A 15,261-nucleotide genomic window follows, 5' to 3' on the forward strand; every position below is an offset into this window, starting at 1 on the left:
GGGGACCCGGTACTCTGGTCTGCGACGCTCACCGGGACGTGGTCCTTCCGCACCGGTGGTTGGTGTCCCGGGGCCTTAGCTCAGTTGGTAGAGCGCTGTCTTTGCATGGCAGATGTCAGGGGTTCGACTCCCCTAGGCTCCACGTCCCAGAGCCCCTCTGACCTGTGTCGACGCAGGACAGAGGGGCTCTGTCGCACACGGGGCGGCAGCGCCGTCCGACATCGTCCGGGTACGCGGTCCCGTGGCCGGTGCCTGCCCGCCCACCGACGGGCCCGGTGTGATCACGGTGAGCTACCGACGGTGAGCGGTCTCCCGCCCCCTGGCGGCAACGCCGTGCGCCACCCCACGGCGACAGAAGACGAGGCACCACGGGCATCTCGTCACCGTGCCCCTGCCTCCTGAGCGGCGGATCGTCTCCCGCTTCGCCGCACGCCCCCTCTCTCCCTCCTTCTCTTTCTCTCTCTGTCTCCTTCCTTCTCTCCTCCACGCTCTCTCCGGCCACGGTATTCATATAGGCGGAATATCTTGAGCCCGCACTGACTACGCAATAGCGGCTGGTCCTGTCGGCGGCTCGGCCTGACAGTGGCTGCGCCTGACAGCGGCTGCGCCCGATAACGGTTGGGCTCGACAGTGACGGGCTCGATAGTGACTGTGCTCGGAATGCCTCGTTGTCCGGTATGGCGCGCATTGCGTGCAGACATCAGGGCCTCCGGCCGCCCCCGGCCGGTTGGCAGGCAGCTCATCTTTAAGGACTTTCATGCGACGAGCTTTCATGTCGGCCTTCATGACCGTGGCGACCCTGACCGTGGGAGCCGCGGGCAGCGCCCACGCCGTGGACGTAGCCGACGCTTCCACTCTGCGTGACCTGCCCATTCTTGCTCCCGACACGCTCACGGAACCGGTGGAGGGGGCCGCGGGCACGCCGTCGGGCCTGGTGACGGGCACCGCGGGCCAGAAGATGCGGCAGATGCTGCCGTCGACGGTGCGGATGGTCTGAGTCCCCTCCCGGCCGCCCTTCGTACGCGGTCAACGGCTCGGTGGGACGGAACACCGTCTGCCTTCTGTCACGAAGGCATATGAATCCGGCGACCGGGTGATTACTCACCCCACAGAGAAACGCCGTGCACTGCATCCCGTTATTGCTGGTGCTGCTGTCTTCACCGAGACGCCGCCCGCACGCGAGGAAGGTAAAACCATGAGCATGAAGAAGATCGTCGCTGGTTCCATGCTGACGCTGACGGCTACGGGGATCGCCGTCACGCCGGCCGTGGCCGACGAGGAGGTGCACGGTCACTACTCCCAGAACATCGAGATCATCCGTGACCTCTGCCCGACCATTCAGGACATCGACGTCCTGACCATCGAGGTGCTGGACGAGGCCCGTGCCTTCCAGTGCAACGAGGTCCGTCAGCACTCGAAGGTGCACGACAGCTCCTCCGCCCCCGCGCTGCCGCTCCTCGGTTCGGTGCAGAACCACGGCTGAACCCCCGGTCACCGTCCGACGGTGTTCCTGGAGTAACCCCGCCGAGGGGAGCGAGCCCCGGGTCACGTGATCAGCACGTGGCCCGGGGTTCTCGCATGGCGCCGCGAGCCGGTCGCATTTTTGTTGCTGCAAGCGGATGAATGGCGTGCGGGAGCCGGAACCCCGCCGCCGGGAAGCCGGTTAACCGACTGTCGGCGCTTATCACTAAGAGCCGCAGCATTCGCACGCAAGGAAGGCAACTCCATGAACGCCAAGAAGATTCTGGCTGGCTCGATGCTGACGCTGGCTGCTACCGGTGGGGCCGTGACGCCGGCCATGGCCGACGAAGAGGTGCACGGCCACTACTCGCAGAACATCCAGATCATCCGTGACATCTGCCCGACCATTCAGGACATCGACGTCCTGACCATCGAGGTGCTGGACCAGGCCCGTGCCTTCCAGTGCAACGAGATCCGTCAGCACTCGAAGGTGTACGACGACTCGGCCGCCCCCGCGCTGCCGATCCTCGGCAAGGTCAACAACTAAAGCTCGGACACTTGACCCGGCGTTCTGCGATGCCCTTTCGGTTGGGGCTCATGGGCCCCGGACCGTGTGCTCGCCACGCGGCCCGGGGCTTTTCCACCGCACCCTCGTAACAGGGGCTCGCGCACCACCCGCATTACTGAAAGCGGGTGAATCGGCGCCATAGTGCGGAACCCCCCGGGCGGGAAGTCGGTTAGTAGGCTGTCGGCGCTTATCACTAAGAGCCGCAGCATTCGCACGCAAGGAAGGCAACTCCATGAACGCCAAGAAGATTCTGGCTGGCTCGATGCTGACGCTGGCTGCTACCGGCGCGGCTGTCACGCCGGCCATGGCCGACGAAGAGGTGCACGGCCACTACTCTCAGAACATTGAGATCATCCGTGACGTCTGCCCGACCGTCCAGGACATCGACGTCCTGACCATCGAGGTGCTGGACGAGGCCCGTGCCTTCCAGTGCAACGAGGTCCGTCAGAAGTCGAAGGTGCACGACGACTCGTCCGCGCCGGCCCTTCCCATCCTCGGTGCCGTCATCGACTAATCGATACGGTTTGCCGGCAGGGCTCTCCGTCCGCTGACGGGGCATTCCCTACCGCACACTTCGGGGCCACTGTTTCGACAGTGGCCCCGCTCAGCATATCCACGTTCTTCGCCGTGCCGGTTCGAAATCCTTCGCCGTGGCCATTCGGGGCCGGGGGAGCCGGCGCATGGTCGCGGCCCGAGGGCGCGCACGCGGTGAACGGTCCCGGAGGGCGTGTCGGCGGTCCAACACCCACGCGTCCTTCCGGGGGCTGGAGGCTCCACGCGTCCTTCCAGAGGCTCACCGGGTGCGCCCTGCGCCTTCCGTCGCAGCACGAGGCCCCTGATCGGAAAGATCAGGGGCCTCGTGCCGTTTCCGCGTCGGACGCGGGACCGCCGGGAGGTGCGAACCTCTTGTCAGTCGTCGTCCGCGTCGTCGGTCATCAGGAAGGCGCCGTGGTGCTTGGAGCCGCTGTAGATGCCGCCGCCCGACGAGCCGCGGACGTTGTCCCAGTCGCCGCCGCCCCGCTTGGCCGCGACGACCTCACGGTCGTCGGACTTGACGGAGGAGTCGGCGGCGGCCGAGCCGGTACCGAGCGCCAGCGCGGCCACGGCGACGACCGCGCAAGTAACAACCTTCTTCATCATGCTTTCTCCGAGTCGAATGGTCGTGCCCATCCCCTGCATGGAACGGGCATCCAGAACTCAGAATCTCCGCATTCGTTTCCGGTAATTCGCAATGCGCCGCCGCCTCACTCCTTCGTGATGTTTTGCACGGGCCATATGGGCTGCGCGGTAACCGGAGGAGCGTAAATGAATGATTTTCGGAAAGAAGTACCCGTCGCAGCAAACGGGGGAAAGGCGTCATCGCGTCGATCCTGCGGTTTCCTCATGCGTTTCTCCTCGTTGAACAGGCTCAGGAGAGAACTCGGTGTGACCCGAAGGGAAGCCAAGTGAAGCTCAGGAAGAGCGCGACGCTGGTCGCCGGTGCCGTCATGTCTCTGGCCACGGGTGCCACTGCCTATGCCGATGCCGGGGCTCAGGGAGCCACCTACGGCTCGACCGCCAAGGACTCGGAGAGTTCCCTGTCGGGCAACGTCGTCCAGGTGCCCGTGCACGTCCCCGTCAACGCCTGCGGCAACAGCATCAACGTCGTCGGCCTGCTGAACCCGGTGGCCGGCAACACCTGCGTCAACGACTGAGAAGCGCGCGGCTCTGGCGCCGCGTCTGCACCGGCCTCGGGACCCCAGACGTCCCGGGGCCGGCTCCACCGCACAGAGGAAGATCACTAGATTGCGACAGGCCCTCAGCAAAGGCATGCTCTCCGCCGCCGCGGCGTCGAGCATCCTGTCTCTGTCCGGCTCGTCCGCCTTCGCCGCCGACGCGAGCGGACAGGCCCACGGTTCTCCCGGATTCTTGTCGGGCAACAACGTGCAGGCGCCGGTGCACGTGCCGGTCAACGTCTGCGGCAACACCGCCGACGCCGCGGCGGCCCTCAACCCCACGGGCGGCAACGACTGCGCCCACGGACAGCAGCCGGCGCCGCACCACCACGCGCCGCCCCGCAAGGTGACGCCCCACCACCCGCCGACCCACGGCCCGGACCGCCACGACGCCCCGGACCGCGGCCCCGCGAGCGGCACCTCCGACCGTACGGACGAGCACGGCCCCAGGGGCTACGGCGACCCCGGCCCCGACCACGCCCACCGGCACACCGAAGCGCCGGGGCCCCGGACCGTGTCCTCGGCGTCCGCGGGCGGCAGCACGGCCAAGAGCGAGACCCACGGCTCCTCCGGGCTCCTCTCGGGCAACAGCCTCATGGCACCGCTCGGCGTGCCCCTCGACCTCTGCGGCAACACCGTGGACGTCGTGGGCGTCCTCAACCCGGCGCTCGGCAACCGCTGTGAGACCCACGGCGCCGAGCCCGGGCCGCTCGCCCCGCACCCCGACAAGCCGAAGCCGCCACGGCACCCGGACCGCGCGAAGCCGCCCGCGGAGCACCCCGTGCAGCCCGTGGACGAGGCCGACCCGCGCGTCCCGCCGCGGACCGTGGACCGGGCCGAAGCGCCCGACGTCACGCCGGACATGGTGCCGAGTGCGGACGCCCTCGCGGAGACGGGCCTCGATGTGAGCCTCGTCACGGCCGCGTTCATGAGCGCGGGGCTGCTGGCGGGCGGCGCGGTGCTCTACCGGCGCGGCCGCGTGGCGGCCCGTCGCTGACCCGGACCCGGCACCGCAGACCCCCCGCTCCACCGGAGACATCCGCTCGTCACCGAAGGCACCCCCGTCCCCCTCCCCGCATCCGCCCCGGCCCCAGCCAGCCGTTCGTAGTGGTGCGGCGACTCCCCCGAGTCGCCCCCCCCCCACCACTTTCGTACGTCAGGGGGCCGTCGCCACGAGCCGTCGGGGGCACGCCCCGGCGGTCAGCCGCCGCGGCCCGCTCGGTCGCACCCGGCCCCCGCCCCCTCCCGGCCCGACGCCGGTCCCGGCAGCACCGGCGGTGCGGGACGCGGCAGGCGTACGGGACCGCGCAGCCACGGCCCGCGCAGGTGCCGCGGGACGCGGCCGCCCAACTTGCCGAGGGCGTGGCGGCTCCACAGGCGGCGCAGGGCCTGGCCGGGCGCGCGGTCGTCGTCGGCGTGCCAGGCGAGCTCCCGCGGGGCCGGCCGCTGCCCCGGCCGGAGCGCGGACAGCGGGGCGTAGTTCTCCACGACGAAGGTGCGGCCGGGCAGCGGGCTCGACGGGGGCACCGGGCGGCCCGTCAGGTCCAGGTGCTGGGCGCGCACGACGTCGAGGTCCGCCGCGTCCGCGAAGAGCCGGAACTGCGCTCCCGGCCGGGGGTTGAAGTCCAGGAGGTGGTAGGTGCCGGTCGCCGCGTCCGCACGGAAGTCCAGGTCGAAGACGCCCCGGTAGCCGATCCGGGTCAGCAGCCGGGCCGCCGCCTCCTGGAGCGCCGGGTTGGGCGTCCACTCGCCGCGTACGGTGATCCCCGCCGAGCGCGGCCAGGCGCTGAGCTTCCGGCCCGTCCCGCCGGCGTGGACGCGGCCGTCGCGGCCCACGTAGCCGTGGACGAACCAGTCGGCGCCGCCCCGCGCCGCCACGAACGCCTGGATCAGCAGCGGACAGCCCGCCTCCCCGCCACGGGCGAACAGGGCCGCCGCCTCGTGCGGCGAGCGCACCAGGACCGTGCTGTGCAGCCCGGCGCCGCGCGGCAGGCACCAGGGGCGGCTCCACTTCGCCACGGCCGTGGGGCCGAGGCTGCGCGCGGCGTCGGCCGCCTGACCCGCCGACCGCGGCATCTCCGTACGGGGGTGCGGTACGCCCGCCGAGGCGCACAGCCGCGCCAGGACCGCCTTGTCGGCCACGCTCTCGGCGGTGCCGTCCGCCATCTCCGGGAGCAGGTACGGTCCGCTCAGCTCGCTCCGCAGGGTGTTCACGGCCAGGGCGCCCGCGTCGTCCAGGGGGATCAGGACGGCCGGGGCGCGCAGGTCCGCGGCCACCCGCCGCAGGGTGGCGGCGACCTCCGTCAGGGGCGCGTCGGGCCGGGCCGGCCGGTGCAGTCGGTGCAGGTAGCGGGAGCGGGACACGGGGGTGTGGGCGTCGTCGGCCACCAGGTGCACCTCGACTCCGGCGCGGCCCAACGAGCGCACCGCTCCCAGCGTTCCGTGGTGAAAGGAATTCCGGTCGGTCCGCAGCAGAACCGCCGGGACGCGTGTGTCGAGACGCTGCACTTTCACCCTTACTCTTCGCTCGCCCAAATGGAGCGATCTCTCGGAACCGAGGGTTAGGAACTCGTTTGGCGCAATACACATGTATATATGACTGAGCGTCAGTCGCGGCAGGCGGAAACGAGGAGGTTTCATGACCCCATACGGTCGCCGACGCGCGAAGCACGCGGCGTTTGTCGCAGGGGGAATCATTATGGCGTCCGTGGTCACGTGCGGGCCGGGGTACACGGTGGACAGCGGGCGGGAAAGCGCCGCACGGCACCTCTCGCCGATGGGCCCCGTGGCCCGGGCCCCCGCCGAACCGTCGCCCCCGGCCGCTCCCCCCGGCCCCGGCGCCTCCGACGCCCCGGCGGCCCCTGAGGCCTCCGGCGGACCGGGCGACCCCACCGCACCTGCTGCCCCTGCCGCGCCCGCCGTGCCCCAAGCCCCGGACGCGCCACCGGACTCGGAGGCGTCCCCCGCCTGGCCCGCCTTCGGCGCGTACCTCGACTACGGCCCGCGCGGCGTCTCGCGCATGGACGGGCTCAGCCGGTGGCTGGGCGGGGCGAAGCTGCGCGTGGGGCACACGTACCTGCCGGGGGACCGGTGGAGCAACATCGCGGGGGCGCCGCGCTTCCTGGAGAGCTGGGCCGAGTGGCGGCGCCAGCGGGACGACCGGCTGTTCGTGCTGAACGTGCCGATGCTGGAGCGCAACGAGGACGGCGTCGAGGACGCCGTCGTCCGCGCCCAACTGCGGCGCGGGGCGGCCGGGGAGTTCGACGAGCACTACCGGACCCTCGCCCGGCGCCTGGTCGGCCTGGGCGTGCCGGACACGGTGATCGTCCTGGGCTGGGAGATGAACGGCGTCACGTACACCCACCGGTGCGGGCCCGCCCCGAAGGCCTGGAAGTCGTACTGGAGGCGCATCGTCACGGTGATGCGGGAGGTGCCGGGGCAGAAATTCCGGTTCGATTTCACGCCGAGCCGGGGCCGGGACGCCATTCCGTGGCCGCGGTGCTATCCGGGGGACGACGTCGTCGACATCATCGGGATGGACTCCTACGACCAGCCGGAAGGGCTCTCGTTCGACGAGCAGGTGTCCGAACCCTACGGACTGCAGTTCCACGCCGATTTCGCGGCGGAGCACAAGAAGCCCATCTCCTTTCCGGAGTGGGGGCTTTTCCGCAACGGCGACAATCCCACGTACATGCGCCGCATGTTGGCGTGGATGGACGAGAAGAAACCCCTCTACAACACGCTCACGGACTACTGCCCGCACGGCGTGTGGCAGTGCGGGTCCAACCCGAAGTCGGCGGCGGTCTACCGGGCCCTGCTGACCGGCCGGGGCGAGGGGCCGGGGCCCCGGCCGGTCGAGCCGCCGCAGCCCACCCAGCCCTCGCAGCCCGCGCAGCCCGCCAAGTGCGCTCCGCTCGAACTCGGCGACTGGGTCGAGTACTGGCTGGGCGGGAAGCTCTGCCTGCGGTTCGACTGGTGGCGCGGGGACGACGGCACCGGGGACGGGGCCCGCGGGGACGGGGCGGGCCGGTAGGCCGCCGCCCCTCGCGCGTCGTGGTGGCGCGGGCTCAGCCCGTGGCCGCGTCACCACGACGGGCCCGCCGGGCGTCGAGCAGCCGCTTGCCGGCCCGGCGGGCGGCCGCCCCGGAGACGGCCGCGGCGAGCAGGGGCGCCGTGGCCGTCCGCGCGAGCAGATAGCGGCGGTTGACGACCGGATCGGGCCGCCAGTGCTGCTTGTAGGACTCGGTACCGCGCAACAGGCTCAGCGCGCGCGGGTGGTCGCCCGCGGTGTGGTGCGTGCAGGCGTGCAGGAGCATCGTCGCCACGTCGGCCTTGCGTTCGCGCAGCCGCGGGTGGGCCCCGTACAGATAGCCCCCGGCGAGGCGGTCCGAGAGCAGGGTGAGGTCGGCCGCCACCACCTCGCCGTCCAGGTGGAACTCGGTGACGACGGCGTCGCCCGCGGCGACCATCGGCTGCACCGCGCGGGTCAGGTGCTCGCGGAACCGCGGCCGCAGGTGCTCGGACGTCACCTTGCGCCCCTGCCACTGGAGTTCGTGCAGGCGCAGCAGGGTGCGCAGTGCCTCCGGTACGTCGTCCGCGGGCACCACGCGGGTCTCCACGCCGAGCTTGGCCAGCTTGCGCAGCTTGGCGCGGACGCGCTGGGCGCGGGGCGTGGGCAGGCGCGCGAGCAGCTCCTCCATGGGGAGCGGGGGCAGTTCGAGGCACGGGGAGTCGGCCAGGACGCGGCGCGGCCCCGGCCAGCGCTCGTACACCCGGTCGAGGCAGGCGCCGGGGCGCACCTCCCGGAAGTCGAGCAGCGCCCCGCGGGCCAGCGTCGCGAGGCCGTCGACCAGGGCGGACAGGACCTGCCCCGCCCCCTCGTCGGTCGCGTCGGCCGCTTCGTCGACGAGGACGTCGGTGAAGTCCGAGATGGCGCCGCCGAGCGGGACGAGCGCGGGCAGCGGGGCGTGGACCCGCATCAGGGGCGCCGCGGCCACGAGGGTGCCGCGGTCGTGGACGAGCAGCACCCGCAGCCGGCCACGGGTGCCGTACGACTGCCACCAGGAGGCGAGCCAGGCGTGGCTCTGGAAGGGGGTCGCCGCCGGGGACGCCCGGTGCAACCGGGCCCAGGCCGGGCCCAGGAGGGCGAACTCGTCGTCCCGTACGCACAGGTCCACGGTGAGGCGGCGGGCGGACGGCGGCGGTGCGGTGACCGGCCGGCGGGGGCCCGGCGGCGACGGCTCGGCCCGGGGCCCGGCGGCCAGGCGCTCGCTCTCCGGCGTCACCGCGCACCTCCGGGGAACCGCCGGGCGCACACGCCGAGCGGCTCGTCGGCGGCCTCCCGGGGCGCCTTCGGGGCGGCTTCCCCGCCCGCCTCCGGGGCCGGTGCGGGCACGGCCGCCGCGGGGGCCGGCTCGCCGCGCCGGGGGCGTACGAGGAGGACCAGGCCGCCCAGGAGGCCCCCCGCCGACATGCCGACGAGGGCGCTGACGGGGGCGGAGACCGACGAGGGCGCCGACGGGGGCAGGGCCCGGGAGAACGGCAGCAGCTTGACCTGGGTGCTCTTCTTGGTGTGGTTGGCGCTCACCGTCAGGGCGCGCGCCACCGCGTTGGCGGTGGTGGCGGCCTGGGCGGGACGGGCCGATGATGCCGTGACCGCGATCATGGGCGCGTCCGGCGAGGTGGCCACGCGCACGGACTCCCGCAGCCGGGCGGGCGACAGACCGGCCTCGACCTGCGCGTCGCCCAGGACGGCCAACTGGGTCGCGACGCGTCCGTAGGCCTGCGCGAAGCCCAGGGCGGTCGTCGGGTCGGTGCGCTCCTGGGGGACGGCGATGACGTAGCTCGTCGCGGTGTACTCGGGGGTGTGCAGCACGCCGTACCCGCCGCCGGCGAGGGCGCCGAGGAGCGTGCAGGCGGGCAGGGGCCACCAGCGGGGCAGCCGGGTGAGCCGGTCGCGGACGCGGACGAGCCGCTCGCGCGCGCGGGGGGAATCACTCATCGGGGGCAACCTCCGGGGTCGGGCCGCTCGGGCGGACCGGTTCGTGTGCGGTTTCATGCGGGTGCGATCGCGTGCGCGTGCGGACCGGTCGGGTGCGGTCCGGTTCCGCGCGGGCCAGGTCGCGTACGGGCCCGTTCACGTCTGGGGGGTGAGCAGGCGCTCGTAGACGTGCATCAGGCGGGTGGCGCTGCGGCTGACGCTGTAGTGGTGCGCCACCGCGGCGGTCTCGCGGGGCGGGACCCCGTCGGTGAGCAGCGCGTACAGGGAGCGGGCGAAGGCGTCCGGGTCGCTGGCGCAGGGGACGGCGGGGCCGCGGTCCTGGGCGGGCAGGGCCTCGATGGCGGGGCAGTCGGCGTAGAAGACGGGCAGGCCGCTGGCCAGGCCCTCCACCAGGGCGAGGCCGAAGGCCTCCTCGGGGGAGGGGGAGGCGAGGACGTCCATGGCGGACAGGAGCGAGGGCAGGTCGGGCGCGGCCGGGCCGGACGGGGCCGCCCCTTGCGCCCGCGTACCACCCTGGTCGTGGCCGGTCCCGGAGGGTTCCGCCCACGCGGAGCCCTCGTCCTGGTCGTGGCCGGTCCCCGGGGCGCCCTCGCCCCGGTCGTGGCAGACCTCGCCCGCGAACCGCACCCGGTCGCCGAGGCGCAGTTGCCGGGCCAGGGTGCGCAGCTCGTCCTCCTCGGGGCCCGCGCCGACCAGCAGCAGCCGTACCTCGTGGGGGAGCTGGGCCACGGCGCGCAGCAGGACGTCGAAGCGCTTGCCGGGGACGAGGCGCCCGACGCCCCCGACGACGAACGCGTCGTCGGGCAGGCCCAGGAGGCGCCGGGTCGCGGCCCGTGCCCGGGCGTCGTAGCGGAAGCGGTCGGCGTCGATGCCGTTCGCCACGACGTGGATGCGCTGCCGCGGTACGCCCCACTGGTGCAGCCGCGCCGCGACGGCGGGCGAGACCGCGACGGTCACCCGGCCGAGCCGTTCGCCCGTGAGGTACAGGGCGCGCACGCCGCGGGTCAGCGGGCGGCCCTCCATCTGCGACTCCCCCAGCGAGTGCTCCGTGGCCACGACGGCGCGGACCCCGGCGAGGCGGGCGGCGATCCGCCCGTACAGGCAGGCCCGGTAGAGGTGGGTGTGGACCACGTCGTAGCGGCCGGCGCGGATGAGCTTCGTCAGGCGGGGCAGCGCGGTCAGGTCGCGGTTGCCGGACATACCGAGGTGCGTGACCCGGAAGCCCTCGGCGGTGAGCTGGCGGGCGACGGCGCCGGGGTTGGTGAGGGTGACGACGTCGCAGGCGGCGGGCAGGTGGCGCAGGAGCAGCCGGAGCTGCTGCTCGGCGCCGCCGGTGCCGAGCCCGGTGATGACGTGCAGGACCCTCATCGGGTCACCGCCGGCGGGGGCAGCGTGCGGCCGCGGCGGCGGTTCAGCCGCTCCTTGAGCCACAGGCGGGCGGCGGTGTCCCGCTGGCCGATGTGGACGCGCGGCAGTGCGAGGTCCCCCGCGAGGTCCCCGGGGGCGATGGCGCAGGCGTAGCGGTAGCCGGCGTCGTGCACGGTGGCGAGGACCCGCGCGTCCACGAAGCCGTACGGGTAGCAGAAGCCCGCGACCTCCGTCCCGGTCAGCTCGGTGAGGGCGGCGCGGCTGCCGTGCACCTCGCGTACCAGTTCCTCGTCACCGGCCCGCGTGAGGTCGACGTGGGTCAGGCCGTGCGAGGCGACCTCCATGCCGCTGTCGGCGGCCTGGCGTACGCCGTCGGCGTCCAGGAGCGGCTTGCGGGGGCCCAGCGGGTCCCAGGCGTTGTCGCCGTCCAGGAGGCCCGGCAGCACGAACAGGGTGGCGGTGCAGTCGTGGCGGCGCAGCAGGGGCAGGGCGTGGTCGACGAAGTCCTGGTAGCCGTCGTCGAAGGTGAGGCCGACCAGGCCGTCAGCCCGGCCCTCGTCGCGGGCGCGCAGCAGCTCGGCCACCGAGACGCCGCGCAGCCCTCGGCGCCGCAGCCGGTCGAGCTGGCTGTCGAGGCGGTCGGGCGAGACGGTGATGCCGTACGGGTCGTCGGCGCACTCGGCCACCGAGTGGTACATCGCGATCCAGGCGGGTGCGGCGGCGCGCCGGGGCGGAGGGGGCGAGGGGGGTGTCGTACGTGCGGTGTCAACGGACATGACGGGAGGCCAGCTTTCGTGTGACGGTGCCGAGTACGGAAACCAGGGAGCCGGTCGCGCGGACCAGGGAGCCCGCCGTGCGGGCCAGGGCGGCGGCCACGGGCAGCAGGGGCGCGGCGCCGAGCACCCGGCCGACGACGGCGAACGTCACGAGCACCACCGCGCCGGAGAGCACGAGGGCCGGCACGGGCGAGCCGACCGCGTCCGCGCACAGGGCGCCCGCCGTCGCCGCGGCGGCCGCCGCGAGGACGAGCCGGGCGAGCTGGGCGACGAGCCCGCGGGTGCGGACGGGCACGGTGCGCGGGCCCATGCCGTGCAGCAGCAGGACGGCGGTGACGCAGATGCCCGCGGCGTTGGCGGCGGCGATGCCGTGCACGCCCCAGGTGCCGACGGTCAGGAAGCCGAGGCCGGCCGTCATGACGATGCCGATGCCCATCGCGGTCACCGGCGCCCAGGTGACGCTCCCCGCGGAGAAGTACGACCGGGCGAGGGCGCCCACGAGGGTGTGGCCGAGCAGGCCGAGGGAGTACACGCGCATGACGGAGGCGGTGGCGGCGGTGTCCTGCGGGGTGAACGCGCCGCGCTCGAAGAGGAGACGGCTCAGCGGGTACGCGGTCGCGATCACGGCGGCGGCGCCGAGCAGGACCACGCACCCGGCGAGCACCACGTCGCGCTCGACGCGGTCGCGGGCCCGGTCGAGCTGCCCGTCCGCGAGCGCGCGGGCCACCACGGGGAAGGTGACCGTGCACAGCATCAGGGACAGCGCCATCGGCATCTGCGCGACCTTCTGCGCGTAGTTCAGGTGCGAGATGGCGCCGCCCGGCAGCGAGGACGCCAGGAAGCGCTCGATGAGCACCTGCGACTGCCGCAGCAGCGCGAACAGCAGCACAGTCCAGATGACCGCCGTCATCAGCCGGGTCGCGTCCGGGCGCGCGTCCTGGGGCCCGGCGTCCGGGCGGGCGCGCAACTGCCACCACAGGGAGGGGGCCTGGGCCACCACCATGAGGGCGCCGCCGAGGGCCACGCCGGCCGCGGCCGCCCGGACGCCCCACTGTCCGGAGAGGACGACGAGGGTGCCGATGATGGCCGCGTTGTAGACCACGTAGATGGCGGCCGGGACCGTGAAGCGCTGGTGGGCGCGGAGGGCGGCGCTGCAGTACCCGGCGAGGCCGAACGACAGGGCGCACGTCGCGGTCAGCCGGGTGCAGTCCACGGCAAGGGCGCGGTCCGGCAGCCCCGGCGCGAGGACCGCCACCACCCAGGGGGCGGTCAGGGCGAGGACGAGCGCGGCGGCCGCGAAGCACAGGCTCATCCGCGGCAGCGACGCGGCGACCAGGGCGCGCACCGGGTCGCGGTCACCGCCGTGCGCGCGCCGCGCGAGGGCGAGGCTGAACGCCGGTACGAGGAAGAAGGCGAGCCCGTCCTCGATGAGCAGGGTGGCCGCCATCTCCGGCACGGTCCACGCCACCAGGAAGGCGTCGGTGTCGGTACCGGCCCCGAAGAAGTGCGCGAGCGCCTGGTCCCGCCCGAGCCCGAGCAGCGACCCGGCGACGGAGAGGGCGGCGGTGACGAGGGCGGCCTTGGCGAGGAAGCCGTTGCTGGGGAGGGCGGGGGTGGAGGGGGGCTTCTGGGGGGTGGGGTCGGGGATCGGGGGCCCTAGGGGGGCGGGTTCCGTAAGCGGTGTCTTCAGGGGGGCGGGGTCCGGGGCAGGGGCCTTCAGGGGTGCCTTCAGGGAGGTGGGTTCCGGAAGCGGTCTCTTCGGGAGAGCGGGTTCCGGAGGCGCGGCGGTGGAGGGCGGCGTGGCTGAGGGCGGCGCGTGCGGGGGCTGTACGTCCGGAGGTAGCGCGGGTGAGCGCTGCGTGTCCGGGGGCGGCGCGGGCGAGGGCGTGGGCGCGCCGAGCAGCCCCTGGCCGCTGGTGTCGGGGGCGGTGCTCATGACCGGGACGCCTCCAGGGGCCGTACGCCGTGCCCCGGGGCGTCCGCCGTGCCCCGTGCCTGTGGCGCTCCTGACGCTCCTGGTGCCGCTGGCGCTCGGGGCGCGTCCTCGCGTCCGTGGGCCCCGACGCCCCACCACCCCGCGAGGCCGAGCACCACGGCCGTCAGGACCGTGGAGGGGCCGCCGATGTCCGCGTACAGGAAGTCGACCATCTGCCAGACCAGCAGCCCGCAGGCGAGCAGGGCGCAGTCGAGCCGGTCCTCGCCCCCGGCGGTGCGGCGCAGGCGGACGCAGCGGCTCAGGCAGCGGGCGAGGAGCCCGGCCCAGCACCCGGCGAGGGCGGCCAGGCCGACGACCCCCTGCTCGCTCAGGACGAGCAGGTACATGTTGTGCGGGGACAGCAGCGGCTGGCGCTGGAAGCCCTGGCCGGCGCCGGCGGTGTCGCTGCCGGAGGAGAGCGCGACGGAGGCGTGGCTGTCGCGGTACTCGGGGAAGCCCTTGAGGCCGACGCCCGTCAGGGGCTTCTCCTGCCACATGGCCACGGAGGCGGCCCACATGGTGTACCGGTCGGTGACGGACTGGTCGGGGGCGTCGGTGACCTGGGTGATGCTGCCGAGCCGCTCCTGGAGCATCTGCGACCCCAGGCCGAAGCCGCCCACCAGGACGACGGCCGCCGCCGTCGCGGCCAGCAGGAGCCGCAGCGCGCGCCGTACCCCGGCGAGCACGAGGACGGTCCCGCAGGCCGCCGCGGTGGCGATCCACGCGCCGCGGCTGAAGGACAGCGCCAGCGGTACGAGGAGGAGGGCGGCGCAGAGCCCCGCGGTGGCCCGTCGGCGGGGCGCGCCGGGGCGGAAGGCGAGCGCGAGGGCGCACACCACCCCGTACGAGACCACGGTGGCCATCCCCATGACGTCCGTCGGGCCGAACGTGCCGACCGCGCGGATGTCCTCCCCCATGTACGAGGCCCCGGTCCCGGTGAGGTACTGGTGCACCCCGATCCCGCCCTGCCACACCGCGAGGCCGACGAACGACCAGGCCACCACGCGCAGGTCGCGGCTGTCGCGGACGAGGGCGAGCACCGCGAGCGGCACGAGGACGAAGACCTGGAGGTAGCGGGCGGTCCCGGCGAGCGCGGCACCGCCCGTGGGAGCGGCGCACGCGGCCAGGGTGACGCCGAGCACCGGGAGCCCGAAGAGCAGCGCCGCGGCACGGGTCAGGGGCCGGCGGGCGGAGCGCACGGCGGACAGGACGCAGTACGCGACGACCAGACCGGAGGCGGCGTCGGCGGCGGTGGCCTGCGGGGAGCCCGCGGTCCCCGGGGACACGGGCAGGGCGAGCAGGGCCACCACCAGGACGACGGGCAGCACGGGCGCGTGGCGGCGCAGCGCGGTCAGCGGTCCCGTCCCGTAGGCGGCCAGGCGCCCGGTGAGCACGGT

At 73.6% G+C, this 15,261-nt stretch carries 15 protein-coding genes and 1 tRNA gene; 8 read left to right on the forward strand and 8 right to left on the reverse strand.

Annotated features, from left to right (window positions below; all coding sequences use genetic code 11):
- The first annotated feature begins 69 nt into the window (after nucleotides 1-69).
- The 5 genes from IE330_RS08895 (at nucleotide 70) to IE330_RS08915 (ending at nucleotide 2,543) form a co-directional block, all read left to right on the forward strand.
- A tRNA-Ala gene (locus IE330_RS08895) sits at nucleotides 70-142 on the forward strand.
- A gap of 615 nt (nucleotides 143-757) precedes the next feature.
- On the forward strand, nucleotides 758-997 hold the full coding sequence (locus tag IE330_RS08900; protein WP_190135338.1) for a hypothetical protein: 240 nt from the start codon (nucleotides 758-760) through the stop codon (nucleotides 995-997).
- 198 nt (nucleotides 998-1,195) lie between these two features.
- Nucleotides 1,196-1,483 (forward strand): hypothetical protein, encoded by a 288-nt coding sequence (locus tag IE330_RS08905; protein WP_190135339.1) that lies wholly within the window; start codon nucleotides 1,196-1,198, stop codon nucleotides 1,481-1,483.
- A gap of 243 nt (nucleotides 1,484-1,726) precedes the next feature.
- Entirely contained in the window at nucleotides 1,727-2,008 is a 282-nt protein-coding gene (locus tag IE330_RS08910) for a hypothetical protein (protein WP_190135340.1), read from the forward strand.
- 253 nt (nucleotides 2,009-2,261) lie between these two features.
- Nucleotides 2,262-2,543, forward strand: coding sequence for a hypothetical protein (locus IE330_RS08915; protein ID WP_190135341.1), 282 nt, complete (start codon nucleotides 2,262-2,264; stop codon nucleotides 2,541-2,543).
- Between the two features lie 395 nt (nucleotides 2,544-2,938).
- On the opposite strand, the gene IE330_RS08920 is transcribed toward IE330_RS08915, so the two are convergent.
- On the reverse strand, nucleotides 2,939-3,199 hold the full coding sequence (locus IE330_RS08920; protein ID WP_190135342.1) for a hypothetical protein: 261 nt from the start codon (nucleotides 3,197-3,199) through the stop codon (nucleotides 2,939-2,941).
- A gap of 317 nt (nucleotides 3,200-3,516) precedes the next feature.
- Between IE330_RS08920 and IE330_RS08925 the strand changes: the two genes are divergently transcribed.
- Both IE330_RS08925 and IE330_RS39865 read left to right on the forward strand, forming a co-directional pair.
- On the forward strand, nucleotides 3,517-3,723 hold the full coding sequence (locus tag IE330_RS08925; RefSeq protein WP_190135394.1) for a chaplin: 207 nt from the start codon (nucleotides 3,517-3,519) through the stop codon (nucleotides 3,721-3,723).
- Nucleotides 3,724-3,814: 91 nt separating this feature from the next.
- The gene (locus tag IE330_RS39865; RefSeq protein ID WP_190135343.1) at nucleotides 3,815-4,741 is read left to right on the forward strand and encodes a chaplin; all 927 of its coding nucleotides are present in this window, start codon (nucleotides 3,815-3,817) and stop codon (nucleotides 4,739-4,741) included.
- Between the two features lie 203 nt (nucleotides 4,742-4,944).
- On the opposite strand, the gene IE330_RS08935 is transcribed toward IE330_RS39865, so the two are convergent.
- Nucleotides 4,945-6,252 carry a carboxylate--amine ligase gene (locus IE330_RS08935; protein WP_190135395.1) on the reverse strand — a complete coding sequence of 436 codons (1,308 nt, stop codon included), beginning with the start codon at nucleotides 6,250-6,252 and terminating at the stop codon, nucleotides 4,945-4,947.
- A 130-nt stretch (nucleotides 6,253-6,382) separates the two neighbouring features.
- Between IE330_RS08935 and IE330_RS08940 the strand changes: the two genes are divergently transcribed.
- The gene (locus tag IE330_RS08940; RefSeq protein ID WP_190135344.1) at nucleotides 6,383-7,777 is read left to right on the forward strand and encodes a glycoside hydrolase family 26 protein; all 1,395 of its coding nucleotides are present in this window, start codon (nucleotides 6,383-6,385) and stop codon (nucleotides 7,775-7,777) included.
- Nucleotides 7,778-7,811: 34 nt separating this feature from the next.
- On the opposite strand, the gene IE330_RS08945 is transcribed toward IE330_RS08940, so the two are convergent.
- From IE330_RS08945 to IE330_RS08970, 6 genes are all read right to left on the reverse strand, one after another.
- A complete protein-coding gene (locus tag IE330_RS08945) occupies nucleotides 7,812-8,921 on the reverse strand; it encodes a GNAT family N-acetyltransferase (protein WP_190135396.1) in 1,110 nt (369 codons plus the stop codon).
- A gap of 104 nt (nucleotides 8,922-9,025) precedes the next feature.
- Nucleotides 9,026-9,745 carry a YveK family protein gene (locus tag IE330_RS08950; protein ID WP_229925496.1) on the reverse strand — a complete coding sequence of 240 codons (720 nt, stop codon included), beginning with the start codon at nucleotides 9,743-9,745 and terminating at the stop codon, nucleotides 9,026-9,028.
- A gap of 135 nt (nucleotides 9,746-9,880) precedes the next feature.
- Complete coding sequence (locus IE330_RS08955; RefSeq protein WP_190135345.1) at nucleotides 9,881-11,113, reverse strand: glycosyltransferase; 1,233 nt, start codon at nucleotides 11,111-11,113, stop codon at nucleotides 9,881-9,883.
- Nucleotides 11,110-11,889 carry a polysaccharide deacetylase family protein gene (locus IE330_RS08960; RefSeq protein WP_190135346.1) on the reverse strand — a complete coding sequence of 260 codons (780 nt, stop codon included), beginning with the start codon at nucleotides 11,887-11,889 and terminating at the stop codon, nucleotides 11,110-11,112. Before IE330_RS08960 ends, IE330_RS08955 begins: the two co-directional genes overlap by 4 nt.
- The gene (gene murJ / locus IE330_RS08965; RefSeq protein ID WP_190135347.1) at nucleotides 11,879-13,825 is read right to left on the reverse strand and encodes a murein biosynthesis integral membrane protein MurJ; all 1,947 of its coding nucleotides are present in this window, start codon (nucleotides 13,823-13,825) and stop codon (nucleotides 11,879-11,881) included. The genes IE330_RS08960 and murJ overlap by 11 nt, the downstream gene beginning before the upstream one ends.
- Nucleotides 13,822-15,258: an O-antigen ligase family protein gene (locus tag IE330_RS08970; RefSeq protein ID WP_229925501.1), complete on the reverse strand. Its 1,437-nt coding sequence runs from the start codon at nucleotides 15,256-15,258 to the stop codon at nucleotides 13,822-13,824. The genes murJ and IE330_RS08970 overlap by 4 nt, the downstream gene beginning before the upstream one ends.
- Nucleotides 15,259-15,261: the final 3 nt, after the last annotated feature.

This window comes from Streptomyces longispororuber (genome assembly GCF_014656095.1).
Classification (GTDB): Bacteria; Actinomycetota; Actinomycetes; order Streptomycetales; family Streptomycetaceae; genus Streptomyces; species Streptomyces longispororuber.

Excerpts from the sequence above, each read along its gene's own strand:
- IE330_RS08920 (WP_190135342.1), bottom strand. The coding sequence starts at position 3,199 with ATGGGCACGACCATTCGACTCGGAGAAAGCATGATGAAGAAGGTTGTT.
- murJ (WP_190135347.1), bottom strand. The coding sequence starts at position 13,825 with ATGAGCACCGCCCCCGACACCAGCGGCCAGGGGCTGCTCGGCGCGCCC.
- IE330_RS08950 (WP_229925496.1), bottom strand. The coding sequence starts at position 9,745 with ATGAGTGATTCCCCCCGCGCGCGCGAGCGGCTCGTCCGCGTCCGCGAC.
- IE330_RS08940 (WP_190135344.1), top strand. The coding sequence starts at position 6,383 with ATGACCCCATACGGTCGCCGACGCGCGAAGCACGCGGCGTTTGTCGCA.
- IE330_RS08905 (WP_190135339.1), top strand. The coding sequence starts at position 1,196 with ATGAGCATGAAGAAGATCGTCGCTGGTTCCATGCTGACGCTGACGGCT.
- IE330_RS08910 (WP_190135340.1), top strand. The coding sequence starts at position 1,727 with ATGAACGCCAAGAAGATTCTGGCTGGCTCGATGCTGACGCTGGCTGCT.
- IE330_RS08960 (WP_190135346.1), bottom strand. The coding sequence starts at position 11,889 with ATGTCCGTTGACACCGCACGTACGACACCCCCCTCGCCCCCTCCGCCC.
- IE330_RS08925 (WP_190135394.1), top strand. The coding sequence starts at position 3,517 with ATGTCTCTGGCCACGGGTGCCACTGCCTATGCCGATGCCGGGGCTCAG.
- IE330_RS08900 (WP_190135338.1), top strand. The coding sequence starts at position 758 with ATGCGACGAGCTTTCATGTCGGCCTTCATGACCGTGGCGACCCTGACC.
- IE330_RS08915 (WP_190135341.1), top strand. The coding sequence starts at position 2,262 with ATGAACGCCAAGAAGATTCTGGCTGGCTCGATGCTGACGCTGGCTGCT.
- IE330_RS08955 (WP_190135345.1), bottom strand. The coding sequence starts at position 11,113 with ATGAGGGTCCTGCACGTCATCACCGGGCTCGGCACCGGCGGCGCCGAG.